Source organism: Anabaena lutea FACHB-196, from assembly GCF_014698305.1.
GTDB lineage: Bacteria > Cyanobacteriota > Cyanobacteriia > Cyanobacteriales > Nostocaceae > Anabaena > Anabaena lutea.
This window is the reverse complement of the sequence record NZ_JACJST010000042.1, coordinates 1-24,738: the sequence shown is the minus strand read 5'-3', so window position 1 is coordinate 24,738 and position 24,738 is coordinate 1. Positions and strand designations below refer to the sequence as shown.

The 24,738-nt window shown below is 39.2% G+C and carries 23 protein-coding genes, 1 tRNA gene and 3 pseudogenes; 13 read left to right on the top strand and 14 right to left on the bottom strand.

From position 1 onward, the window contains the following. Nucleotides 1–110: pseudogene (locus tag H6G59_RS26085) on the bottom strand (photosystem II D2 protein (photosystem q(a) protein)); the annotation flags it as partial. A 336-nt stretch (nucleotides 111–446) separates the two neighbouring features. On the opposite strand from H6G59_RS26085, the gene H6G59_RS26080 reads away from it, so the two are divergent. The 5 genes and pseudogenes from H6G59_RS26080 to nifH (H6G59_RS26060) form a co-directional block, all read left to right on the top strand. Beyond that, nucleotides 447–719 carry a UPF0367 protein family gene (locus tag H6G59_RS26080; RefSeq protein WP_071190534.1) on the top strand — a complete coding sequence of 91 codons (273 nt, stop codon included), beginning with the start codon at nucleotides 447–449 and terminating at the stop codon, nucleotides 717–719. 13 nt (nucleotides 720–732) lie between these two features. After that, nucleotides 733–1,410, top strand: a complete 678-nt coding sequence (locus tag H6G59_RS26075) for an energy-coupling factor ABC transporter ATP-binding protein (protein WP_190720695.1) — start codon at nucleotides 733–735, stop codon at nucleotides 1,408–1,410. Between the two features lie 509 nt (nucleotides 1,411–1,919). After that, entirely contained in the window at nucleotides 1,920–2,468 is a 549-nt protein-coding gene (locus H6G59_RS26070; RefSeq protein ID WP_190720693.1) for an NYN domain-containing protein, read from the top strand. Nucleotides 2,469–2,628: 160 nt separating this feature from the next. Then, nucleotides 2,629–2,700, top strand: a tRNA-Asn gene (locus tag H6G59_RS26065). Nucleotides 2,701–2,872: 172 nt separating this feature from the next. Further along, nucleotides 2,873–2,974, top strand: a pseudogene (nifH, locus tag H6G59_RS26060) (nitrogenase reductase); the annotation flags it as partial. Between the two features lie 13 nt (nucleotides 2,975–2,987). Here the strand turns inward: nifH (H6G59_RS26060) and H6G59_RS26055 are convergent. The 3 genes from H6G59_RS26055 to H6G59_RS26045 form a co-directional block, all read right to left on the bottom strand. Further along, nucleotides 2,988–3,185, bottom strand: coding sequence for an NblA/ycf18 family protein (locus H6G59_RS26055; protein ID WP_190720690.1), 198 nt, complete (start codon nucleotides 3,183–3,185; stop codon nucleotides 2,988–2,990). Nucleotides 3,186–3,634: 449 nt separating this feature from the next. Next, entirely contained in the window at nucleotides 3,635–4,468 is an 834-nt protein-coding gene (locus tag H6G59_RS26050) for a M56 family metallopeptidase (protein ID WP_190720687.1), read from the bottom strand. A gap of 4 nt (nucleotides 4,469–4,472) precedes the next feature. Continuing rightward, on the bottom strand, nucleotides 4,473–4,892 hold the full coding sequence (locus tag H6G59_RS26045; protein ID WP_190720684.1) for a BlaI/MecI/CopY family transcriptional regulator: 420 nt from the start codon (nucleotides 4,890–4,892) through the stop codon (nucleotides 4,473–4,475). Between the two features lie 227 nt (nucleotides 4,893–5,119). Here H6G59_RS26045 and H6G59_RS26040 point away from each other — a divergent pair, with 227 nt between their 5' ends. Beyond that, the gene (locus tag H6G59_RS26040; protein ID WP_190720681.1) at nucleotides 5,120–5,860 is read left to right on the top strand and encodes a 2-phosphosulfolactate phosphatase family protein; all 741 of its coding nucleotides are present in this window, start codon (nucleotides 5,120–5,122) and stop codon (nucleotides 5,858–5,860) included. A gap of 151 nt (nucleotides 5,861–6,011) precedes the next feature. On the opposite strand, the gene H6G59_RS26035 is transcribed toward H6G59_RS26040, so the two are convergent. The 5 genes from H6G59_RS26035 to H6G59_RS26015 form a co-directional block, all read right to left on the bottom strand. Further along, nucleotides 6,012–7,796 (bottom strand): M61 family metallopeptidase, encoded by a 1,785-nt coding sequence (locus H6G59_RS26035; RefSeq protein WP_190720679.1) that lies wholly within the window; start codon nucleotides 7,794–7,796, stop codon nucleotides 6,012–6,014. A 282-nt stretch (nucleotides 7,797–8,078) separates the two neighbouring features. After that, nucleotides 8,079–8,762 carry a Crp/Fnr family transcriptional regulator gene (locus tag H6G59_RS26030; RefSeq protein WP_190720676.1) on the bottom strand — a complete coding sequence of 228 codons (684 nt, stop codon included), beginning with the start codon at nucleotides 8,760–8,762 and terminating at the stop codon, nucleotides 8,079–8,081. Between the two features lie 395 nt (nucleotides 8,763–9,157). Then, nucleotides 9,158–10,345: a HetZ-related protein 2 gene (locus H6G59_RS26025; protein ID WP_127052218.1), complete on the bottom strand. Its 1,188-nt coding sequence runs from the start codon at nucleotides 10,343–10,345 to the stop codon at nucleotides 9,158–9,160. A gap of 1,039 nt (nucleotides 10,346–11,384) precedes the next feature. Then, nucleotides 11,385–11,729 (bottom strand): carbon dioxide-concentrating mechanism protein CcmK, encoded by a 345-nt coding sequence (locus H6G59_RS26020; RefSeq protein ID WP_190720673.1) that lies wholly within the window; start codon nucleotides 11,727–11,729, stop codon nucleotides 11,385–11,387. A gap of 87 nt (nucleotides 11,730–11,816) precedes the next feature. Continuing rightward, the gene (locus tag H6G59_RS26015) at nucleotides 11,817–12,128 is read right to left on the bottom strand and encodes a carbon dioxide-concentrating mechanism protein CcmK (protein WP_127052216.1); all 312 of its coding nucleotides are present in this window, start codon (nucleotides 12,126–12,128) and stop codon (nucleotides 11,817–11,819) included. Between the two features lie 125 nt (nucleotides 12,129–12,253). On the opposite strand from H6G59_RS26015, the gene H6G59_RS26010 reads away from it, so the two are divergent. Continuing rightward, nucleotides 12,254–13,141, top strand: coding sequence for an alpha/beta fold hydrolase (locus H6G59_RS26010; RefSeq protein ID WP_190720670.1), 888 nt, complete (start codon nucleotides 12,254–12,256; stop codon nucleotides 13,139–13,141). A gap of 3 nt (nucleotides 13,142–13,144) precedes the next feature. Here the strand turns inward: H6G59_RS26010 and H6G59_RS26005 are convergent, their stop codons facing one another. After that, a complete protein-coding gene (locus H6G59_RS26005; RefSeq protein ID WP_190720667.1) occupies nucleotides 13,145–13,714 on the bottom strand; it encodes a hypothetical protein in 570 nt (189 codons plus the stop codon). 271 nt (nucleotides 13,715–13,985) lie between these two features. Between H6G59_RS26005 and H6G59_RS26000 the strand changes: the two genes are divergently transcribed. Beyond that, the gene (locus H6G59_RS26000; RefSeq protein ID WP_190720698.1) at nucleotides 13,986–15,365 is read left to right on the top strand and encodes a cytochrome P450; all 1,380 of its coding nucleotides are present in this window, start codon (nucleotides 13,986–13,988) and stop codon (nucleotides 15,363–15,365) included. Nucleotides 15,366–15,444: 79 nt separating this feature from the next. Here H6G59_RS26000 and ccmS read toward each other — a convergent pair whose 3' ends face one another. Beyond that, the gene (gene ccmS, locus H6G59_RS25995; protein ID WP_190720664.1) at nucleotides 15,445–15,873 is read right to left on the bottom strand and encodes a beta-carboxysome assembly chaperone CcmS; all 429 of its coding nucleotides are present in this window, start codon (nucleotides 15,871–15,873) and stop codon (nucleotides 15,445–15,447) included. A gap of 44 nt (nucleotides 15,874–15,917) precedes the next feature. Beyond that, nucleotides 15,918–16,452: pseudogene (locus H6G59_RS25990) on the bottom strand (ABC transporter); the annotation flags it as partial. Nucleotides 16,453–16,662: 210 nt separating this feature from the next. Here H6G59_RS25990 and H6G59_RS25985 point away from each other — a divergent pair. The 3 genes from H6G59_RS25985 (at nucleotide 16,663) to H6G59_RS25975 (ending at nucleotide 20,021) form a co-directional block, all read left to right on the top strand. Then, nucleotides 16,663–17,511 (top strand): prohibitin family protein, encoded by an 849-nt coding sequence (locus H6G59_RS25985; protein ID WP_190720661.1) that lies wholly within the window; start codon nucleotides 16,663–16,665, stop codon nucleotides 17,509–17,511. An 85-nt stretch (nucleotides 17,512–17,596) separates the two neighbouring features. Further along, the gene (locus H6G59_RS25980) at nucleotides 17,597–18,013 is read left to right on the top strand and encodes a DUF1824 family protein (protein WP_190720658.1); all 417 of its coding nucleotides are present in this window, start codon (nucleotides 17,597–17,599) and stop codon (nucleotides 18,011–18,013) included. An 82-nt stretch (nucleotides 18,014–18,095) separates the two neighbouring features. Continuing rightward, nucleotides 18,096–20,021, top strand: coding sequence for an ABC-F family ATP-binding cassette domain-containing protein (locus H6G59_RS25975; protein ID WP_190720654.1), 1,926 nt, complete (start codon nucleotides 18,096–18,098; stop codon nucleotides 20,019–20,021). Between the two features lie 558 nt (nucleotides 20,022–20,579). Here the strand turns inward: H6G59_RS25975 and H6G59_RS25970 are convergent. Then, on the bottom strand, nucleotides 20,580–20,954 hold the full coding sequence (locus H6G59_RS25970; RefSeq protein ID WP_190720651.1) for a hypothetical protein: 375 nt from the start codon (nucleotides 20,952–20,954) through the stop codon (nucleotides 20,580–20,582). Between the two features lie 227 nt (nucleotides 20,955–21,181). Next, a complete protein-coding gene (locus tag H6G59_RS25965; RefSeq protein WP_190720647.1) occupies nucleotides 21,182–21,541 on the bottom strand; it encodes a hypothetical protein in 360 nt (119 codons plus the stop codon). A gap of 472 nt (nucleotides 21,542–22,013) precedes the next feature. Between H6G59_RS25965 and H6G59_RS25960 the strand changes: the two genes are divergently transcribed. Both H6G59_RS25960 and nifH (H6G59_RS25955) read left to right on the top strand, forming a co-directional pair. Next, nucleotides 22,014–23,147, top strand: coding sequence for a substrate-binding domain-containing protein (locus tag H6G59_RS25960; protein WP_190720644.1), 1,134 nt, complete (start codon nucleotides 22,014–22,016; stop codon nucleotides 23,145–23,147). 314 nt (nucleotides 23,148–23,461) lie between these two features. Continuing rightward, nucleotides 23,462–24,442, top strand: coding sequence for a nitrogenase iron protein (gene nifH / locus H6G59_RS25955; RefSeq protein WP_190720641.1), 981 nt, complete (start codon nucleotides 23,462–23,464; stop codon nucleotides 24,440–24,442). Nucleotides 24,443–24,738: the final 296 nt, after the last annotated feature.

The following is a 24,738-nucleotide window of genomic DNA, read 5'->3' as shown; positions in this document are numbered from 1 at the left end:
AATAATAATATTCCTGACCAACCTACGAATACGAAGCGATCGCGCTTCAACCAGTCGTCTAATACGTCAAACCACCCTCTACTCGGGGCGCGTCCAACTGCTATGGTCATTAGAAAGAATCTCCAAATGTTTTATAAGTTCAGGTTTTATCTGTATATAGATGGCTATGACATAACCGTCTATAAGCAGAAAGTTAACCGGGTTGTTAATCCAGTTTACAATTTTTTACGCTCTTTAATCATAATAGGTGCAAATCTCTAATTTTTCCAGGGGACTATGGATAAATTTTCAGATGTAAGACCCCTGAAATACCTGTAGAAGCAGGAAAAAAACCATATAAAACTAAATAACACTAAATCTCATAATTCTCCTTCCTTTCTGAGTCCGCACCGAATCAGCCAGGTAACGCTAGAATTAGTCCTACAGTGAAATGTGATTAATTCTAAATGTTTACCATCGACTTAAGCATCAAAAATACTGCTTTCCCGATATCAGTACAACGTAAGTCTACTGAGGATGCTGAAGCTGTCTATCAGCTGATTTTGGCAGCTATGCGCTCTGGCAACCCTGATATTGTGGAACTCAAGTGCGAAGGCAAAACAGAGAAGAAAATTGCTGTCCGTGCCAGTGAAATTTCAGGGGTACAGATTGTGCAGAAAGATGGTACAGCCGTTGGTGGTACTAGAGCGCCTGGCTTTTTTGCCCTAGCTACTGAGTAAGCAAGGTGTACAAATGTCGGCAGTAGGCATCGAAGTTAAGGATTTAAACTTCATTTGGCCTAATGGGGAGCAAGTAATTACATCTTGCTCTCTCAAAGTACCCAAAGGAGAATTTTGGATGCTGTTGGGTACAAATGGTAGTGGTAAATCAACTCTCCTGAGATTGATAGCCGGTCTATTGGCTCCTCAGTCTGGTGTAATTGGTATTTTACCTCCCGTTGGCTTTGTGTTCCAAAATCCTGACCATCAATTAGTTATGCCAACTGTTGGTGCTGATGTTGCTTTTGGATTGGTGGAAGAAAAATTACCTCCTGCTGTGGTGAGAAGTAGGGTTGAGGAGGCTTTAGAGGCAGTAAATTTGCTGTCTCTACAACGTCGTCCTATCTATGCTCTTTCTGGAGGACAAAAACAGCGTGTGGCAATTGCTGGTGCGATCGCTCGTCACTGTGAAGTCTTATTATTAGATGAACCCACTGCTTTACTAGATCCAGATAGTCAACTAGACTTGGTGGCTAGTGTTCGTCGTCTGGTTAAAAGTCGAGGAATTACGGCTTTGTGGGTCACTCATCGCTTAGATGAGTTAAATTACTGTGATGGTGCTTTCTTATTAGAAAAAGGTTCTCTAGTGGATTCCGGTGAAGCCGAGCGTCTCAAACAGCGTCTCATGAAAGCAGACAACCAAGCTGCTTAATATCAAAGCTAAATAGTTAATCATCCGCTAGGATAACGGTTCTGACAATAATATTGTCCAAATTTTTTATTTGCAAGTTCTTAATATAGCAATCCTAAATGATACGTGAGAGTTCAAGAAGCCTCAAATGCTTATAAAACAAGGATTTTTATCTACGTATTTTCTCATGTTTAGGGTAGGACTGCTATATCAATATTTTCTCACCATATTTACCCCAAACTCCATTATCAGGAATGACTCGATGCCAGAAAACAGCTTGCTGTCAAGGTATCGGGTTTTTTAATCTGAGATTTTGAGGAAGAGAAAAAATTATTTATTCGATTCTCAAAAACTCGGAAAAGCCCGATTTTTAAGGGCAAATTATAATCTGTCGCTTCTGCCTTGAGGTGTAATTTTGCCATACACTGGCATTTTTTATCTTATGTAACATAGTGTTACAGCGAATGCTTCAATTACTATAAGTCTTATGAATGATTTTTGTTAACTCTAGATAATTGTGATTAAAAACCATGCCCCGTTCTATCATTCCATCCATTTTGTTAGTGGATGGCTACAACATTATAGGCGCTTGGCCTTGCTTAAAAAAAACCCGTGATGATGCCGGACTGGAGGCAGCACGTGGGGAATTAGTGGAAGCCATAACAAATTACAGCGCTTTTCAAGGTTATGAAGCTCAAATAGTCTTTGATGCTCAATATCAAAATACTGCCAGCAGTAGAGAAACTATTACGGACTTTCTCACAGTTCATTACACAGATTTTGGGCAGACCGCAGACACATATATTGAAAAATCCTGTGCGTCCTTGCGCCACAAAATAGCGCAGTGTTTAATTTCTCGCGTAATTGTTGCTACATCAGATCGGGCGCAGCAGTTAATGGTACAGGGGTATGGTGCTGAATGGTTGTCTGCACACCAACTATGTGGCGAAGTAGAAACGACTGTTTGTCGGATGCGCCATAAGTACCAAACACGCAAACAGTCAAAGAGCCGATTTTTAGCCAATGCTATTGATGCTAAGGCAAGGCAGCGTCTGGCGGAGTTGCGAATGGGATTATAAAAAAGATTATTCTCTAAATCTATCAATTGCTCTCCTGGAGCGACTTCAGGCTGTAAAAAATTAGGGATTTCAGCAACCACAAAACAAAATCAAAAAAATTTTGCTAAAACCTCTTGCATTAATCTGAATTTGGGTTTAATATAGAAAACGTTGAGAGCGTTCCTCAGTAGCTCAGTGGTAGAGCGATCGACTGTTAATCGATTGGTCGCTGGTTCGAATCCGGCCTGGGGAGTTTAAATGAATAAAACATAAGGCATGAAAAAAGAAAGCTACTATTTCAATTTTTATGCTTTTGACTTTTATAGAGATTTGTGGCGAGATATTTGTCTTCATGGTTATTGATCATTGGTCATTGTTTAAGAAGACATGGGGTGTCCCTGTGTCCCCGTGTCTTCTTCAATCCCGGTGGTCAAATCTGCCGTAACGTTGACCGGGAAGTCGAATTAATCGAAGCCCTGGCAAAACGCTTGAATACCCACATGATTCACTTCGTACCTCGTGACAACGGTGTTTTTTGCTTTAACCTGATATGGTTCCCGAATCTAGTTTCCATTCATGCTTTAGCAATTCCTGGTAAGTCGTTTCCTGAATCATCATCTGCTCGTACAGGTTGAGTAAAAATTCTACGGCCTGTTCACGAGACATTTGCTGTACTTGGTCAGCAAAGATTCTGAGGCTAAATTCTTGTTCTAAAGATAATTTTAACGGTTGATTCACTGCTGACTCCTATGCCCAATTTGGGCAAAAAATAGAGGTTAGTATTAGCTGTATTGGTCTAAAAATAATTACTTAACTGATGTCCGTAGTCATACATCCATAAAGCTTGAGGGCATTGCCGGATTGAGCGACGTAGCCCATGAATATTATCATTTAAGAAGTTATGTTAACAAGTATAACAAAGGATTTACAAATCTGACGTAATGAGATCTGTCCAATGAACATGGAAGAGAATAACTAACTAGAGATAAACCACATTAGTCCTGACGTGAGACAGTTGATTAAGGTATATGCGGCTGTTAATAACTGTACGCAGGCTGAGATGTTGGAGCGCATTGTTTTGGAGTGGCACGCGCAACAAAGCCTAAGCGAAAGACTTCCAGGTGATGAGGATGAGTAGGTTTATTCAACGGACTACTCTCCCCACTGTTCCGTAAAGGGGAAATAATTTAAGTATGGAACACGACAGTTAATAATGGCAGGAAGGCAAATAGAAAAATATGCCAGGACTGCAATTGCGATTCTGATGTTGGTTCTGTTGGTGTTAATAAAGCTTCTATTCTCTGTTCTAACCGATCTGAAGCACCCAAAGCAGCACAGCAAATGTTGGATGTGATTGGGTTATTACTCACCACTAACAGCAATGATTCGGCCAATACCAATGGATCTACTTGAGAAGCAGCGTAACTGTCAGCCCGTAGTTCTCGCAAAACTAACAATTCTTGCCACAAAGGTTCTGTATGGGGCAACCAAGCTGTACAGGAACGCACCCAACCCAGCCAAAAAAACCAAAATGTATCCCTATAGTGGTAATGGCCTTGTTCATGTGCCAAGACGCTTTCTAGATGGGCAGGTGAGAGTGTTTGTAGTAGTCCCTGACTAATTACTAATTCAGGCTGCCAAAAACCCATTTGACCGGCAAATAAAGCGTTTGTTTGCAGGAGTCGGGCTTGTTTACCCGCTAAGTTAACGAAAGGACATTCACGGGCAGATTTAATGGATTTCCAGCCTTGGAAGGCGAGTGTGATGCCCAAGATGTTAAAAAAGGCTAGAAAAATTAATGCTAGTACATAGCTGAAGGAATCGGTATATATGCCGCCCATTTTCCCCTGAGTACCCATGCAGACTACAGATATTGCTGTCATGAAAATGAGTAAGGGGGGAAATAGGAATAAAAATAGCGATCGCTGCCATCGTAAATTCCAATTACCTTGGGGGATATAGCCAGAGAATCTTAACCAGCAAGCAATGGTTACAGCAGAGACTATCATGAATAGATGCATAATTCTATTTTTCCCCTCTGGCTTCCCGTGCGGCTTGAATGCGTTTAGCGATCGCTTCTATTTGCTCACTGGTTGCTTGATCTAGGCTATCTGCAAAAGCAGCGACAACATCAGGATTTCCCACTGCCAAAAATCGCTGTAACTGATCATGGGCTTTAAACATCTGAGCCTGTTGCTGTGTTAACAATGGCCGCCAATAAAATGCTTTTCCTTTTTTATCACAGGCCAGCCAGCCTTTTTCAGTGAGGCGACGCAGAACAGTAGTTACAGAAGTATAAGCTAATTCGCGGTTGGGGTCAGTCAGAATGCGATCGTGTACATCCTTGACTGTAGCTGAACCAAGTTCCCAAAGGATGCCGAGAATTTCAGCTTCTAAAGGGCCTACAGACAGTTGTTTAGGACGGTAATCGGGTAAAGGAGCCATATAAATTGAGGTTGAGGATCAAGAAATGGATGTTTTCTATATTTGAGATTACAAGATACAATGATGATTTTCACAGCCCAGAAGCAAGGATAATAGGCTTTTTTAGGGTTTTTTAGGATTTATTTCTTTATTTTATAGATATCTTTGAGCAGAAATATTGAGTGTAGTTAGTGACATCAAGTGGGTAGAATATTACCGCAGTAATATAGAGCAGGTATATCCAGCGCGTGAAGCTATTTGTATATCACACTCCGGAATTGACCCCAACTGAAGAAGCGCCAGAATGCGCGATCGCTGTCGATGTCCTGCGAGCCACTAGCACAATGGCGACAGTCTTAGCCGCTGGAGGCGAAGCTGTGCAAGTCTTCAGTGATTTAGACCAACTGATAGAAGTTAGCGAAAAATGGCCAGCCCAAAAACGATTACGTGCTGGAGAACGTGGTGGCGCGAAAGTAGCAGGCTTTGAATTGGGTAACTCTCCCCTAGACTGCACAGCAGAACTAGTGGCAGGGCGGCGCTTGTTTATTAGTACGACTAATGGTACTCGTGCCTTACAACGGATACAGGATGCCCCAATTGTCCTGGCAGCAGCTTTAATTAACCGGGCTGCGGTGGTGAAATTTCTCTTAGAAAAGCAACCGGAAACGGTCTGGATTGTCGGTTCTGGTTGGGAGGGAAGTTTTTCTTTAGAAGATACAGTTTGTGCGGGTGCGATCGCTCATAGCATTTGCCAACAAAGTAATTCTTCTCTAGAGGAAATAACCGGTAATGATGAAGTTACCAGTGCGATCGCTCTTTATTCTCAGTGGCAAAATGACTTATTGGGATTATTCCACCAAGCTAGTCACGGTAAGCGGTTGTTACGCCTGGAATGTTTAGAAGACCTAAAATATTGTTCCCAAACTGATATTTTAGATGTTTTACCTATTCAGCAAGAACCAGGTGTTTTAAAAAGTCAAACTAAATAACCAAAAGATTCTTTTTTCTGGAGGATTAATCGTCAGAATCAGGATTTATAAGATTTGAGGATTTGCAAGATTTAATTTAATGATCTGTATTTTTTATTCTGTTAATCCTTTCATCCCGATCATCCTGATTCTGACATTTTTATCTTTGATATTACCAAATATTTGTCAAGGGTACACCTAACCAACCTGCAAAATTTGCTTGCTGAGTAGGATCAGGATTTTGTACAGCTACCAAATGATAACGAGTCGGATGTGTTGGTTCTAAAATCACTGAATAGGTACGTAATTCATCTTGGTGGAAAACTGTAACTTTAATAGTATCATTGGCTTGGTAATCTGTGAGACGTTCCCTCAATTGACTTGCTCCTAGCTTAATTCCATCAATTGCTAATAACTCATCACCAGCATCAATTCCTGCTGTATTTGCAGGTGAACCCATCTCAACAAATTTAATGATTTCCCGCCCATTTTCAGTCTTTATCTGCACACCCAAATAAGGTTCATCATCTTTTTCTCCTATCAATTGCAAACCAAAAGGTTGTAAATAGTGATTAAAGGGCAAATCATCCAATCCATCAATGTAGCATTTAAAGAAATCAGATAAATCTACTCCTGCTACAGATTCAATCACTGTCTGTAATTGTTCTGGAGTATAACCAATTTCTGCTTTACCAAATTGCTCCCACATTTTCACCATGACATCATCAAGAGAAAGCTGATTATGATGACGTTCACGAATTAATAAATCCAGCAACAGCGATACCATTTCTCCTTTTAAATAATAAGAAATTTGGGAATTACCACTATTAGCATCTGGACGGTAAAGTTTAATCCAAGCATCAAAACTCGACTCGGAAAGGGGTTGTACTTTCCGCCCTGGTGTTTTTAGATATTTGGTAATTTCCTGATTCAAATGATTTAAATATGATTTAACATCATAAATTTTTGCTCGCAAAGGAATCAGCAAATCATAGTAACTTGTAGTTCCTTCACAAAACCACAAACAAGGAGTATAACTTTCTTGATCGTAATCAAAAACTTCTAATGCTTTGGGGCGAATTCGCTTCACATTCCACAAATGAAAGAATTCGTGGGCAACTAATTGGATAAAGCGCTCATATTTATCTTGATTGCGAAAACCAAATCGGTGGTAAATTAATGAACAGGAATTTTTATGTTCCAAACCGCCATAAGCTTGGTTAAATAAATGTAGTAAAAACAAAAATCGTTCATATGGCAAACCACCAAACATTTTTGCTTCGACTTCAATAATTTTTTGGAAATCTGAAACCATCTGCTCTGGGTCAAAATTTCCCTTTCCCCAGATTGCCAATTCATGAGGTTTATCTAATACCTGAAAGTGAAATAACTGATGGCTACCAATCTCAAAAGGACTATCAACAAGAGTATCAAAATCAGCAGCTAAAAAAGTATTAGCTTCCTCAGCAATTGTTGGTAAACCAGTGCTTACCTGCCACTCTGGATGTGGTGGCACAATGGTAACGTAAATTGGTAGCTCCTCCCAACCTGGAATTCTCAAAAACAGGGCTGCACCATTGAAATAACCGTGAGTAGCATCCAAGTGATTTGTGCGTACCGATAACTCGTTTGCAAAAATACGGTAACGCACCGTTATTTCTGAAACATTACCCTTTTCTATCTGCCAATGATTTTTACTAATTTTGCGCCACGGCAAAGGTTGATGCCCTGTAAAGGCGGCAAAATCTTGTAAATTCTTGGCATATTCCCGCACCAAATAAGAACCTGGTGTCCAAACTGGCATTTTCAAATCGAGAATTGGTGATAGGTGGTCTACAAGGTGTAAAGTCACCTCAAATAAATGATTTTCTGGTTGGGACATTGCCACCCAGTAATGAATTTGCCTACCTGCTGGCTGAACTTGAGTATTAAGAAGAGGTACTATTGCTTCAGTCATTTTATGTGCCGAATCCTGAGTTATTAGTCAATCTAAAATTGGCATGGTCAACATAATTCGTAATTGATAATAATACCGACCGCAGGCTTACCGCCAAGGTAATTCGTAGTTACAATCAATGGGGGGCTTTGAACCCACCACTAATTGAAGACCACCAAATCAAAGATTTTGTGGGGGCTTATACCCTCTTTAATTACGAATTACGAATTACGAATTACGAATTAGTAATTATTTGATCAATAGGTCAATTAACAATACTAGCTCCTCAATATTCAGCACTGATTATAATTTATTAGCTAAATTCTGTAGCTGTTTGAGGTTGACTAGATAAATGAAGTTATTGGCAGGATCAATTTTTATCCATCCTTTTTCATGGAGCTTTTCCATAATTGTGGTGGTTTCTTCAATGCCGATTTCGGTTACTTCTGCCAAATCTTTAAAGGGAATATAAAAAATTTCCTTACCTTCGGCTGACTCCTGACCATAGTTCTCACCCAAGTTCATTAAAGTATAGGCGAGTTTAACCGCAGGTGGTGAAGAGCGCATTTGTAAGCGCACATTAACTTGTCGCAATCTTTTTACCATCAGTTGTAGCATCCGGTGATGTAACTGTGGGTCTTTAAACAGAATTTGGATAAAACGTTCTCTAGAGACAGTTAGTAATGATACAGGGGAAAGGGCAATGACATCGGTTGACCGTGGAGATTCATCTAAAACTGCCATTTCTCCAAAGAAATCGCCCCGGCCTAAAATTGCGATTGTCACCGAATTATCGCCGTTGGTACGTCGAATTTTTACCCAACCAGAAACTAAGAAGTACACTGCATTACCCCAAGCATCTTCCATCAAAACGGCTCGTCCGGTGGGGTATTCATGTTCAACTGCTATGTTGAGTAACCATTCCAACGTTTGTGGATTGGCTGTACTCAGCAAGGGAAAAATATCGCTAAAAACCTGGGTTTGCATGAAATATTCACAAGAAATGAACTCAAAAGCGGAAAATTGAGTTTGTAACTTTTCAATTTTTGGATCGTGTCATACTTAAGCTCATTCAAGCAGCAAAGCTTGCACGCAAATTACAATTTTGTCTCAATGCCTTAATTACAACATAACAATTATGTATTGGGATCAAAAACACTAGTTTCACTGACAGATATATTATTGGCTATTTTGTGATAAATGACTATGGTTTATCAGTCTTTTTAGCTTTTGGTCTCAATTTGTGCCTAGTCAATTTCCGGTAACTCTAGTTCATAACTGCATCGTATTAGTAACAGCTATTCTCAATTACTTACAAATGTAATAATAACCGTTTATATTGGTCTAGGCATGATTTGTTTACTTGCTGGTTCTGTGTGTAGCTAATCTTGAGTTCTTAAGGTTTGGGCTGCAAGATAGACTTTAGTCCATTCGCCCATTACTTGATGGGTTTTGAGTTGTAACTGTTGGGCTGTTGCTTCTATTGAGTTACCTGCTCTTCGCAAATTCAGGATCTGCTTTTCTAGAGGAGTTAATTTTTCATCTAGTTGTTGCCATTGATGTTGTGTTAGCCCCAAGTTGTTTTCTTGTAAGGAAATTGAGAGCCAGTTATCTACAAGTTCTGGTTTACCTTTGATGGCAAAAACTCGTACAGCATGGTAGCTAATTTTTTCACGCAGTCGATATACTTCCTTAATTGGCTTATTCAGTTTTTTGGCAATTTCTTCTTGGGATTTGCCCTGTAGATACAGTTGCAGCCAGTCTACTGCCTGTTGTCCTAAATTTTGGAGCAAGTATTTTTCAAATTCTTGGTATACAGCTTGACGTAGTGTCTGTTGCTCTTCTAATTTTTGTGCTTCTTGATATTGTGCGATCGCTTGACTATCAACTAAGTTCAGGGGATTGTCAGTATCTTCTGTGAGTACTTCGTCTGAAACTAGTCTAATTAAGTCACTGGCTGGAACTTGTGTTAACCCACCTCGCTGGGTGCGACGCAGATAGTTAACAAAGCGATAAACCAAAAGGGGTTGATTGCGTACTGGTCGCAAACAATACTCTTCTATAGTAGCAAAAAGTAACGTATCCTGTAATCTTCTATCAGTTGTAAATTCGGCAATACAAGACATTTGCTGCTGCATATATGAATCACTTTGCAGTAGTTCTTGTAGTATTTCTTGCAATACATCAATGACGCTACGCTGACGATCACGACTTAGGGAAACCCAAGTCTGAATTTTATTTCTCAATGTCATTACACTTCCTAAGCGGGTAATGAGGTGACGATAAGCTCGTTCTCGCCCCATTCCTAAGTAGCGTTGGTGTAAAATCCGCCATCGATATTCCATTGCTTGCTTGGCAATTTCTAATTCTTTTGGGTTGAGTAAATCAAATCGGTTTAAATCTACTCCCAAAAGCCAAAGCACAATACTTTGTCTAGCAGCCTCACTTTGTTCTGGACATTCCGTAGCTAGTCGCTGTTGCCAATATTGTGCCAGGTTTGTCGCATCTTCTTTCATAATGAGATTGCATTCCTCGAAACTCTGTTTTAAAGTCTGCATCACAACCCCTATACTGACTTAAATTATGAACTGGTAATTGTCTCTGACTTCACAATCTTGAACTAGAAATTTTTAGGTTTCTCGTGTAATTACGTCTTGATACACTGAATTTATGCAGGTTTTTTTTGTTTAGGTATTTGGCTTTCCCATCCAATTCTTGCTAATCGTACTCTCTTCATGATTTTCATCAATTTTGTCAGTTTACAAATGCTCTTAATTTATGCTCTCTTAATTAAGAAAAGAATGCCTTTGAGAGTAGATAAATATCGGGTGTTTATCGTGCATCGGTTTAAGCAAGAGGTGAAAATGATTCAACATAATCTCAGACGCATATTCACCTGTATAAGTTTCAACTTTCTGTAGTTGTTTGTGATTGAATGTCTTTACACTTTTTGAGATTTGGTAGACAATAAAGAAACTGAAGTTGTTTGGCAATATTAACCAACTATTAAAAAGATTTCTTTTGCAGGTTAAAGTACAATTATCAAAACATTGATGGAATCAATGTGATGGACAACTGTGGATAAGCCTGAAGAGTGATATTCAGTAGTGCAATTAAATAAAATTTAAGATTTTTCAATCCAATAAATCACTCCATAGTAGTCAGAAATCATTTTGGTAAAACAGGAAAGCTCCTTATTAATTCAGTATATGAATATTACTATAAGTAGGTCGTAAGTGTATTGTGATTGAGATCACTATATTTAAGTAATTCTTTTTGGGTGCAGTAGTAACAAAACTATACATTTGTTAAATTTGTCAACAAATTTAGAGTCCATAGTCAAGATGAGATATTGACTATGGACTCTGGATTTTTCAATTTCAGCAAATTACTAAGTTTTTGCTGAAGACTAGGTTGTAGGTTCGAGAATATATTGAGATTTTTTGGGCATATATTCCGGTTAATTAGGTAAAAAAGCTTTTTGATCTACAAAATTAACTTTAAACACTCTAAATAACTATTAAATGCATTTACCAATTTTCTTTTCTCTACACCGGACACGCCCTAATTAGCTTCAACAAATAACTTTGTGATTCACCGAATTTATCGTTAGTTCGATGATCTAACGATAGGATTTTCTACCGATTCCCGATACTGTTGAACATCTGCGGTGTAAGCGATGGGAAGAACAGCTTCAACGTTCTCATGGGGACGAGGAATAATCACCCACGATTCTAGAGTACCGCCATAAACGTTCTCTGCGGCTTCTACGCCAGCTGCCATAGCTGCTTTAACTTCAGAAACATCACCCCGAATATTGACTGTAAAACGGGCGCTACCAACTCTGATATAACCAACGAGGGTTACTCTTCCAGCTTTTACCATTGCATCTGCGGCTGCGAGTACTGCGGGAAAACCCTTGGTTTCAAGTGCGCCGACTGCCTGTAGTGACATTATTGTTCTCCTGTATGAATAAAAGTTATGTGAGGGCTACAAATTATTTTTAAGAAGTTATGCTGCCAACTTTGATAGCGAACTTGCTTAGAACATCCGAAAAGGTTCGGATTTTGAGGTGAAGTGAATGGGTAGAATTGTTTCCACATTTTCCGGGGGATTGGGAACAATGTAATGGGTAATTACTTGCCCACCATAAACTTCTTCTCCTGCGGCAATTCCGGCTTCAACTGCTGTTCTGACTTCTGCAACGTGTCCCCTGACGGCCACTAATAAGCGACCGCTTTCCGCTATACCATAATATACGATTGTGACAGCGGCAGATTTTACCATTGCATCGGCTGATGCGAGTACTGCTGGAAAACCTAAAGTTTCAATTACGCCAACCGCCATTGGCATGGCTTCACTCTCCTAAGTCAGGGATAAGCAATATTTATTGTACGAGGCAATGGTGACAGGTTTAACATTTAGGAAAATTTTCTTTTTTGATTCTCAGTGGTCAATTGTCAGGTAAACTGATGTTTATGTTTCCAAGTTTTTTACCTGCCGCAGTTGGGCAACTGAGTGAACCAACATCTATTGCTTTGGCTCAAAATATCCAAAGTCAAGGTATGCTTACTTCTCTAAGCAAAGAACCAATCACCACCACTTATGTAAATAAGGGTAGTGGTGGTACACCGATTTTATTAATTCACGGTTTCGATAGTTCTATTCTGGAATTTCGGCGGCTTTTACCCTTGTTAGCCCAAGAGAATGAAACTTGGGCGGTAGATTTATTGGGGTTTGGCTTTACAGATAGAGTTCCAGGGCTTGATTATAGCCCGATGGCCATTAAAACTCATCTATATTATTTTTGGAAAACCCTGATTAACCAACCTGTAATTTTGGTTGGCGCTTCTATGGGGGGTGCAGCCGCGATTGATTTTACCCTGACTTACCCGGAAGTGGTGCAAAAACTGGTGTTAATCGACAGTGCAGGGTTGAAGGGTGGTTCAGCTTTGAGTAAATTGATGTTTGCGCCTTTGTATTCTTTAGCAGCTGAGTTTTTACGAAATCCGAAAGTGCGCGATCGCATTTGTCGTAGTGCTTACAAGAACCCTAATCTTATCTCCCTAGATGCTTTACGCTGTGGGGATTTACACTTAAAAATGCCTAATTGGAATCAGGCGTTGATTGCTTTTACTAAAAGTGGTGGTTACAGTGCTGTTAAATTGCAGCAACTCTCGCAAATTGAGCAATCAACGCTAATTTTGTGGGGTGATAGTGATAAAATTTTGGGGATTGGGGATGCTCAGAAATTTAAAAAGGCAATTCCCCAAAGTCAACTGATTTGGATTCAAGATTGTGGTCATATTCCCCACTTAGAAAAACCCGAAATCACAGCCCAACACATTTTAGAATTTCGAGGTTAGATTTTAATCGTACAACCAAGTATTGTCGGCAAAATTATCATTTGATTGGTTGGGTTTTTCTTGGAGTCTTTCAGGTGATCTGTGTGATTTTTTGGGGTTAATGGATAAAGATTTGGAAGTTTCTTTGTAAGTTTCTTTTACAGATTCTTTGTAAGTTTCTTTTACAGGTTCCTTGGCTTTTTTTAATCCCTGAATTTCTTCTATTAACTGAGAATTAGATTCTGCTAATTGCAGGGCTGTTTTTTTAGTTTCATAAAGTTCAGTTGTCAACTTTTCTCCCAAAGCTTTCTGTACAGATAAATCTGTTTTCAATTCACTAATTTGCTCCTTGAGATAAACTTCTTTATTATGGGCTTTTTCCAAGTTTGCAGTTAATTCTTTAATTATGACTTCTAAATCTGCTTTAGTAGGAATGGTGCGCTTGGTAGAAGTTGGTGTTGACTCTTCTTGCACGGGTAAAGAGTTTTCTTCAATAACTTCTTGTGCAGTGACTTCAATTGCAGAGTCTCCAACTTGGGGTGTAAATTTTTGTGCTTCTTCTTGTAATAAATCAGAAAGATTTTTCTTAGCCATTATTTCCTCCAATCATGCAGTAATTCATCAGCCAGACGACGGTAATCAGATTTTGCGTCCCGTGCGTTTTTTCTTCACTATTGATTAATCGTTACTACTGCCGCTAAAGCTTCAGATCTTTTACTGACTGCTGATCGCTGTTGGCATAGCCTACCGTTAAGCATAGGCTGAGTACTTACCATTAATGTAGCGTTTTTTGGGGACTAGTAATACAAAAAAATTGCCAGAGTTAAAATTTAGAAGATATTAATATGGAATTGTGCAAATGACTATGATAGCAACCAACAACTTACCACAGCCTATTAAAATGCCGCTTTGGCTCAGAAGAATCAAGTTTATAATGCAGCCAGTTAAGTATGTGGAAGATTTTGCCAAAATCTATGGTGATAGCTTTACATTATCAGGTTCTGGCGATAGCCGATTGGTATACTTTAGCCAACCAGAAGCATTAGAGCAGATTTTTACTGCTGATCCTAGTCATTTTGAAGTGGGGAGAGGGAATAGGGGTTTAAGATTTTTGTTAGGCGATCGCTCTTTAATGTTAATGGATGGAGAACCCCACCAACGCCAACGACAATTATTAACCCCCCCTTTTAATGGTGAACGAATGCGGGCTTATGGTCAAGATATCCAGGAAATTACCCGACAAGTAAGTGATAATTGGCAGATGGGTAAGCCCTTCAATATCCGAGAATCCATGCAAGAAATCACCTTGCGGGTAATATTACGGGTAATATTTGGCTTAGATGAAGGAGAAATGTTTGAAGAATTGAGGCGATCGCTCTGTTCCCTGCTAGACTTCATGACATCACCGATTATGTCCAGCGCCTTCTTTTTTAGGTTCATGCAAAAAGACTTTGGTGCTTGGAGTCCTTGGGGTTGGATTGTGCGCCAACAGCAACATATCGACAAACTAATTTATACTTTAATTCAGCAACGTCGAGCAGAACCTGATCAAAACCGCCAAGATATCCTCAGTTTAATGATGACTGCTCGTGACCAAGAAGGTCAAGAAATGTCAGACCAAGAATTACACGATGAATTAATGACTGTTTTAGTAGCGGGACATGAAACCACCGCTTCCGCGTTAACCTGGGCATTTTACTGGTTAGATAGATTACCAGAAGTTCAGGAAAAACTCTTACAGGAACTCAACGACTTGGGAGTCAACCCAGAACCGAGTCAAATTGCTAAAATGCCCTATTTAACAGCAGTTTGTCAAGAAACCCTGAGAATTTACCCCATTGCAATGGCGTGTTTCGTGCGAGTTGTCAAAAATCCCATTGAGATTATGGGTTATAAATTACCAGAGGGAACCATCATCTCTCCAAGTATTTACTTAGCACATCATCGAGAATCAGTTTATCCCCAACCCAAGAAATTTAAACCAGAACGCTTTTTAGAAAGACAATTTTCACCTTATGAATATTTACCCTTTGGTGGTGGAAATCGTCGTTGTATTGGTTTAGCATTTGCTCAGTATGAAATGAAAATAGTATTAGCAACAATTCTTTCACATTTTCAACTTTCCCTATTAAATAAGCATCCTGTTAATCCTGTGCGTCGGGGTTTAACCTTAGCTGCACCTGGGGGAATGAAAATGATTGCAAATCATCAAATTAAGAATCCTCATACAGCCGTAGCCGTGTAAAAATGTGGAGACGTTATATCCAACGTCTCTCTAATCAATCCTCCACGCACCTCCGCGCTTACCTCAGCGAACCTCTGCGTTAAAAAACAATTTCCTTAATCATCCTCTCTTCCAGCAATTCCAACAAGCCATCCACATCTTTCTCAACTTGCTCAAAACAAACTTGCGGTTTTGGTTCTGGTGCAAATTGAATTAACTTAATTTCCCCCTTCCCAATACCAATCATGACAACTTCCGTTTCGGGTTTATTATTCTCAATAATTCCTAAAAGTTCTTGCAGACGATTTTCAACCCTATCATTTAGTTTTTCTATTTCGGCTTGGGGACAATAAACAAAATGAGGCTTTGGTTGTAAATCAATACCAATAGTACCTTGAGTATCACCATTTTCTAACCTCAATCCCCAAAATAATGCAGCCAATTCTTGCTGATTTGCTTTGACAAATCTATCCAATTGTCGCCGCCATTTGTTATCTTCTGTTTCCGGTTGAGTACTACCAAACATCATAGGTAATTCGTAATTCGTAATTCGTAATTTGTAATTGAAGACTTTTATTTTAAACCTGATTGTACACGCCAGAGGCTTGTATAAATGCCATCTTTCTCTAAAAGTTGTTCATGGGTTCCCGACTCTACTAATTGTCCGTGTTCCATGACATAAATGCAATCAGCATTGCGGATAGTAGAAAGACGGTGTGCGATTACCTAGGGTACACTACGTGAACGCTATTGTAGTCCGATTGACGGTAATCCGTTCTAGAGAACGCTGAATAGCTGCTTATGCCTCATTATCCACTGCTAAGGTAGCTTCGTCTAAGATGAAAATTGGTGGATCTTTAAACACTTCGCGTGCTATGGCAATCCCGCTCTCCCCCACAATTGTCTCATAACCTTGGGGCAAACGCATAATAAAATCATCTGCTTCTGCCACTTTTGCAGCCATGATGATATTTTCATTTTTAGTATCAAAAGTCCCATAGGCAATATTTTCAGCTACCGTACCATGAAATAAAAACACATCCTAACTTACCAAACCAATACAACGGCGTAAATCTCGTAAATTTAAACTTTGTAAATTAATGCCATCGCCACACTAAGAGCTAAAATAAAAAATGCACTGCCAATGATGATAATAGTTGTAACTACTTGAATAATATCGTTTGCACCTACATCTAAAAAAACGCTCTAGTTTGGTTAACATCATCACTGAGGAACATCGTAGACTTTGAACGTTTTTGAGTTAAATGTGTTACTTAACTCAAAAATAAGCACTCAATACTAACCTGGAGATAGAAATTTGAACACTAAACAACTAGGGAATTGGCAAACTACCGTTTTCGGAATTGTATTAGCAATATTAGTACTTTTCGGACTTAATTCGTTTGTGATTATTAACCCAGGACAAGCTGGAGTCATCAGCATTTTGGGTAAAGCTACAGATGGGGCATTGTTAGAAGGTATTCATATAAAACCACCATTTATTTCCGTGATAGATGTGTATGATTTAACGGTTCAAAAATTTGAAGTTCCAGCAGAAAGTTCTACCAAAGACTTGCAAAATTTATCAGCAAGATTTGCTATTAACTTTCGTCTTGATCCTAGCCAAGTAGTGCAGGTGAGAAGGAAACAAGGTACTTTAGAAAATATCGTTTCCAAAATCATTGCCCCCCAAACACAAGAGGCATTTAAAATTGCAGCAGCGAGAAGAACAGTAGAAGAAGCAATTACAAAAAGAAGTGAATTAAAAGAAGATTTTGATACTGCCTTAGGCAATCGCTTAGATAAATATGGAATAATTGTCTTAGATACAAGTGTAGTAGATTTGGCTTTTTCCCCAGAATTTGCCAGAGCAGTTGAAGAAAAACAAATTGCGGAACAGCGAGCGCAAAGAGCCGTCTATATAGCACGAGAAGCTGAACAAGAAGCCCAAGCAGATATTAATCGCGCCAAAGGTAGAGCCGAAGCACAAAGACTCTTAGCCGAAACTCTCAAAGCCCAAGGAGGACAATTGGTTTTGCAAAAAGAAGCAATTGAAGCTTGGAAAAGTGGGGGCGCACAAATGCCAAATGTACTAGTTATGGGTGAAGGTTCCCAAGGTAGCATTCCATTCATTTTCAACTTAGGAAAGTTATCAAATCAATCTTGATTTCAGTCAGAAATACTAGTAAGGTGGGCAAATCCCATCTTCACAACCACAGCAAAACCACAGCAACACTTCTGAGACGAAATATATGCCTAATCCTAAAAATCATAACCTCACAGTGGAAGAAGCCAAAAAAATCCTCAACAAGTTTAACTGTTTAGATATTGCGCCTGTTCTTAAACCCTCTGAAAAAGTTTTAACTCGTCAGGCATTAATTTTCATGGCCAGCCTTTCAGATTACCAGATTTTAGGAATTTGTGCTGATACAGCAGAGGAAGGAATTTTGGCTATGAAAACCTATTCTCATGCTTTTCACTATGAAGCACCAAGTGATTTGCAAACACCTGATGGGCCAGTTTATATCAAATTGAATGGTAAAAATGGACTGTGTTATCTCGATTCTTATTTTGGGCATCATCGGGGAGTATTAGTTTCTTTTCAATCTTATGAAGAAACAGGAATCAACGAAATGTATGGACATTTACCCCTTGATTTATTTGTATAGCATTGATCACAAATCAACTGCTTCATATAGTGGGCAATGCCCACAAAATAACTAACAACTAATTACTAAAAATCCCAATTTTATGAGCATTATTACATTACAGTCAGTTAAGAAAGATTTTGGTATTAAAGAAATCTTAAAAGATGCCAATTTCAGCCTTGATATCTCTGATAAAGTGGGATTAATTGGTACTAACGGTTCTGGTAAATCAACATTATTAAAAATGATCGCTGGGCTAGAATCAATTGATAGCGGTCAAATTTTAGTTAACTCTGGTTCTAAAATTATCTACTTACCCCAACAACCAGATGTAGATGAAAACCGTACAGTTTTAGAGCAAATATTTGCTGACAGTGGTGAACATATGGCTTTGGTACGGGAGTATGAAGAACTTTCCGATAAATTAGCTCATTATCCCGAAGATAGTCTACTCATGTCTCGTCTTTCTGCGGTAATACAAAAAATGGACGAAACTGGTGCATGGGAACTAGAAACCAATGCCAAAATCATTCTCACTAAATTAGGAATTGCTGATTTTGATGTGAAAGTGGGTACTTTATCTGGAGGGTATCGCAAGCGCATTGCACTAGCAACAGCATTATTAGCAGAACCAGATGTATTGCTGATGGATGAACCAACAAACCATCTTGATGCACTGTCAGTAGAATGGTTACAAACTTATTTAAGTCGCTATCGTGGTGCGCTTTTCTTAATTACCCACGACCGTTATTTTTTAGATAAAGTTACTAATAAAATCATTGAGATTGATAGAGGTGATATTTACACTTATACAGGTAACTATTCCTATTATCTCGAAAAGAAAGCTTTAGCTGAAGAATCTGCTCTTAGTAGTCAACGTAAGCATCAAGGTGTATTGCGGCGTGAATTAGAATGGCTTAAACGTGGTCCCAAAGCTAGAAGTACAAAACAAAAAGCCAGAATTGATCGCGCTCATGCATTGCGTGATACAGAGTTTAAACAAGCTCAAGGTAAAGTAGATATTTCTACAGTTAGTCGTCGTATTGGTAAAAAAGTTATTGAACTCAATAACATTAGTAAATCTTACGATGACCGAATTTTGATTAAGAATTTTACCTATGAATTTAGCCCAGAAGACCGCATTGGGATTATTGGTGCTAATGGTGCAGGTAAATCTACCTTAATGAATATTATCACCGGAAGGATTCAGCCTGATTCTGGAACTGTGGAAATTGGTAGTACAATTCACATTGGTTATTTTGACCAACATTCTGAAGAATTACTCACAGAGATAAATGAAAATCAACGGGTAATTGACTACATCAAAGAAGAAGGGGAATTTATTCAAATCGCTGACGGTACGAAAATTACTGCTTCCCAAATGTTAGAGAGGTTTTTGTTTCCTGGAAGTCAGCAATATGCGCCAATTAATAAACTTTCTGGTGGTGAAAAACGGCGGTTATTTCTGTTACGCTTACTGATTAGTGCGCCTAATGTCTTGATTTTAGATGAACCAACGAATGATTTAGATGTACAAACATTAGCGGTGTTAGAAGAATATTTAGAAGATTTTTCTGGATGTGTAATTGTTGTTTCCCATGATCGTTACTTTTTAGACCGTACGATAGACACTGTATTTTCTCTTGAAGACGGTGGAAATTTAAAGCAATATCCTGGTAACTACTCAGTCTATTTAGATTACAAAAAAGCTGAAGAAGCAGCACAACAAGAAATAGCTAACGCTACAGAAAAGCCCAAAAATACTACAGAACCAACACCTGTATCTCCAGAACCAGAAACTAAAAAGCGGCGCAGATTATCTAATTGGGAAATAAAAGAATTTGAACAGTTAGAAGGTAAAATTGCTAAATTGGAAGATGAAAAAGCCGCCGCAGAAAAAGCCTTAGTCACTGTTTCTCCTGGCAATTATACCCAAGTTCAAAAGCTTTATGAACAGGTAGAAACACTAAAAAAAGCGATTGATGTAGCGACAGAACGCTGGTTAGAATTAGCGGAGATGGATGCTTAACAATCCAAAATTCAACATTATTCGAGTTGGGATCTACATCGGGCGTATTGATCTGCACATCTCCAGCTAATCCAAATTCAGAAGATGCCGTAATATCACTTCTTGTGGTTATTTGTGGTTGATATTTTAATCCAAAAATGGCAACTGACAGCAGATTTACAGGTTATCTCATGATAACCTGTGGTTTCCAGCACATCCATGAATTCATAAAACCGTGATCAAGTTTTATGTCAATGTATAAGTTCTGGTAACTTAAGGCGGAATTATTCATGACTTACAGCGATTTTCAGGTAAATGAACCACACAACAGAAGTTCTAATTTCTGTAAATACAGCAGATTGCAGATCAATGAGGTACAGAATCAAAATTGAAACCTAGACACCAAGCCAGTTTTATTCCTGAACCGGAGGTCTGCGAAGCGTCTCCTGAACCGGAGGTCTGCGAAGCGTCTCCTGACTCCTGAATTCTGCTGTAAGTAGTCTAAATACGTGAAAACTGCTGTAAACAAGTACATAGAGAGAATACTATTGTGAATCTGAATATTTAGTTAATCTCTTGTCATGTACTAGGCAAGTCATCTTCTGATAATGTCTCATCTATGATCATTATCCAAGGTATACCGTTATTAACTGGTGAACTAATACTAATTTTGGCTTGATTCGCAAACCGTTTTAACGTTTCGACTAAGTAGGGAACGGTAGTCATGATATTCTGGTAACTTTCAATATTATGACAAACCATGATTAACATCAAAATACCGCTATTGACTTTGAAATACCAATGGCAACTAGATAATAAAATACGTACCACACTATTACAAGCTAGGAAAAATCGCTTTTTAGTTACTTCTTCCAGTTGACTGAGTAATAATTCACTGATTTGTGTGGTTTTATAAGAAGGCAAATCATCTGGAGATAGATATGGTTTAGTCATAATATTTCGTCCTTTCTCACAAGAATAGGAGACTGACGTAATCTAAATAATTCCGCATGATCAATTAGTGAGTTACGTCAGATGTTAAGATATTTCCAAGTGACAACCGTTCACTCCCATACGAATGTTTATATAATTCGTATGTCCTGCACCTCAGTTTTCCACATATTTTCTTTAGCAATTAAGATACAAAACTATATTAAGTTTTGTAGTTATTACCAATAGATTTAAGAACTATGTTCTTGTGCTTCTGTGGTAATCCAAATAAGTTCTAACCACAAATGAGGATAATCTTTTTTCACCCTTGATAAGGGATCACGCAGTAGTTTGGTAGCGTTTAAACAAACAACTTCACCTAGTCCTAAATATTTTGCGACTTCTCTGAGTAAATTTTTTTCAACTACTAGAGATGCAAAAATTTCATGAGGACAGTAAATCCCAATATACTGCACCGGGGAAACACAAGAACGCATTAAGCAAGGAGTTATTACTTTCACATAACAACGACTGAGTAATTCCCATACTCGCGGGTGCATTTCTTCGATAATGGTGTTGAAGTTAGCCGCTAATTTTTCTTCAGTAATCATAATTCTCTCCATTACTGGTGCATAATAGTGCAACCAGGATAAAGAACTTTTGCAGTTCCACTAACCATTAATTGTTAGAAATCTTTTCACTTGCACCTGAAAACTCTTCATTGTTAACGGTGCGTTATAGAAATCATCAAAACCGAATTTTCTGGAGAAAACTGTATTTTTTACTACTATTTACCAAAATAATTGGTAAAAATATAAATTTTAGCTAATTTAAAATCCTGAAAAGCCATTATTTGCAGGTATTACAGCTATTACCAACTAATGAGAATTTACTTTTTTGCAAAATATTTTGCGTTTCGCAAGCAAATTAGCTCAATGTTGTGATATTCTTTGTTTATGGGGAATCAAGAGAGCGAAAGCACAAAAATCATCGAAGTAGAAATGATATATATTAACCGTGCTTTTGCCTTGGCCGATTTTAGTTAAATCCGCTACGGCTTTTAAAAACCAAGAGATAAAGCCAATGAAGCAGGATAGTAGCCTCCGCAATAACTTGAAGTCAATCAGAACCCGTTTAGCCATGAGTCAACAAGACTTAGCAAACATAGCGGGTGTAACTCGTCAAACTATTAGTGGTGTAGAGTCGGGACAATATGCTCCCTCAGTTGAGATTACACTGCGTTTGGCTAAAGCATTGGGCTGTCAAGTTGAGCATCTATTCTGGCTAGAGCGAGATTTACCGGAAATTGAAGCCGTTCTTGCCAAACCTGTTGGCGATGTACAACAACTAAGAGTTAGTCTAGCGCGGGTAGGGGGTCAATGGATAGCTTATCCTTTGATCGGTAAAGATGCCTTTCGCCAAGATATGATTCCGGCTGACGGTGAGGCTCACAGAGAGAGTAACACAAATAAACTGCGTGTCCGACTCTTGGACGATAATATGGACTTTCTTTATAATACCGTCGTGATCGCTGGATGTTCCCCTGTGATTTCTCTGTGGGCTAGGGCTACCGAACGTTGGCATCCTCAACTGCGAGTCCAATATAACTTCGCTAATAGTATGGCTGCATTACAAAGTCTATGCAGAGGTGAAGCGCACATTGCCGGAATGCACCTATATGACTCGATTACAGGAGAGTATAATACTCCGTTTGTCCGGGATGCTTTGGCTGGAAGAGAAGCTGTTCTGATTACTTTAGGCGTTTGGGAAGAGGGACTGATGGTGCAATCTGGGAATCCCAAGGGAATCAGCACTTTAAGCGATTTAGTAGAAATGGGAGCAACCATTGTTAACCGAGAAGTAGGTTCTGGTAGTCGGTTGCTTTTAGAACAAACTTTAGAAAAGGAACAAGTTCCATTTCATGCTCTCCAAGGCTTTGATCGGATTATAACCAGTCACCAAGATGTTGCTCAAGCGATCGCTTCTGGATTTGCGGATGCAGGTATCAGTACGGCATCTGTAGCAGCAGCTTTTGGGTTAGGATTTATCCCTCTACGTCAATCAAGATACGATTTAGTAATTCTCAAAGAATATCTGGAAGAATCCCCAGTCCAGCAATTACTCAGTACCTTGGGACATCCTCTAGTTCACTCCCAATTACAAATTCTCGGCGGCTATGACATCAGTAAAATTGGGGAAGTTGTAGCAACAGTTTAAGTTTTTCCTAGAATTTTGAACCTCTGCATAAATCTGAATCCTTATGTAGCCATTTTTCGATTCTTGTAGAGGCGGGTTAACTCGCATCAATATAGTTCAACCCGTCTTTACTTTACTTATTAGTCATTGGTACGAATAACCAACAAAAACTTACCAAAACTGTAAATATGTTCAGGATTTTTACCCTGTATGCGGTGGAACGCGCACCTCCTGCGAAGTTCTGCAAGCGATCGCGAAGCGCTCCGAAGGAATCGCAACTGTAACTCTACAGTGTGAATTTTTCATCATCACAAACTCACCAAATAGGAGATATCATGTCCGACCCAAAAATTAGACAAATAGCTTTTTACGGTAAAGGCGGTATCGGTAAATCTACTACCTCCCAAAATACTTTGGCTGCTATGGCGGAAGTTGGTCAACGCATCTTGATTGTCGGATGTGACCCCAAAGCTGACTCTACCCGTTTGATTCTCCACTGTAAAGCCCAAACCACTGTCCTACACTTAGCTGCGGAACGAGGTGCAGTGGAAGATTTGGAACTCGAAGAAGTCGTAATCACAGGCTTTCGGGGGATCAGATGCGTCGAATCTGGTGGTCCTGAACCTGGTGTCGGTTGTGCTGGTCGGGGTATCATTACCGCTATTAACTTCTTGGAAGAAAACGGTGCTTACCAAGATGTAGATTTCGTATCTTACGACGTATTAGGCGACGTTGTGTGTGGTGGTTTCGCCATGCCAATTCGGGAGGGGAAAGCCCAAGAAATCTACATTGTTACCTCTGGGGAAATGATGGCGATGTTTGCAGCTAATAACATTGCTCGCGGTGTTCTCAAATATGCTCATACTGGCGGTGTGCGCTTGGGTGGCTTGATTTGTAATAGTCGCAAAACTGACCGGGAAGACGAACTGATTAGCACACTTGCAGCCAGATTGAGTACCCAAATGATTCACTTTGTGCCTCGTGACAACATTGTCCAACACGCTGAATTGCGTCGGATGACTGTTAACGAGTACGCACCTGATAGCAACCAAGCTAATGAATACCGGACATTAGCAGACAAGATTATTAACAACACAAATCTTGCTGTTCCTACACCTATTGAAATGGACGAGTTAGAAGATTTGTTGATTGAATTTGGTATTCTCGAAAGTGAAGAAAATGCAGCCAAACTGACAAGTGCTGCTATTACTCAATCCGATGCTACCAAAAAGCAAGAAGACGCTGAAGGAGAAGCACTAGAAGCACTGAAAAAAGGTGATGTAGAAATTGTTTCTGGGAGCAAGAACAAGAAGTAAGGCGCTTGCTTTCATGCTTTTGTTAAGAGTGGATTGGAATAAATCCACTTTCCCTACCATTATCTCCCTTCTGTACCTGATTCATAAATAACTCTATATACTTTAGTCTCTGGTTTCCGCTTTGTATTGGTTGGTTGTTAGGGGATGGAAAATTTCTCACTCGTTTCCCATTCCCTTTTATCTTCTGCATTTCGGCTGAAGGGGGGACAAGATCAACTAAAAGACAGACTGTATAAGATTCATAGCTCTTAGACCTTGTTGATAATACTTACGCTTATTGGGATTAAGTCTCATTA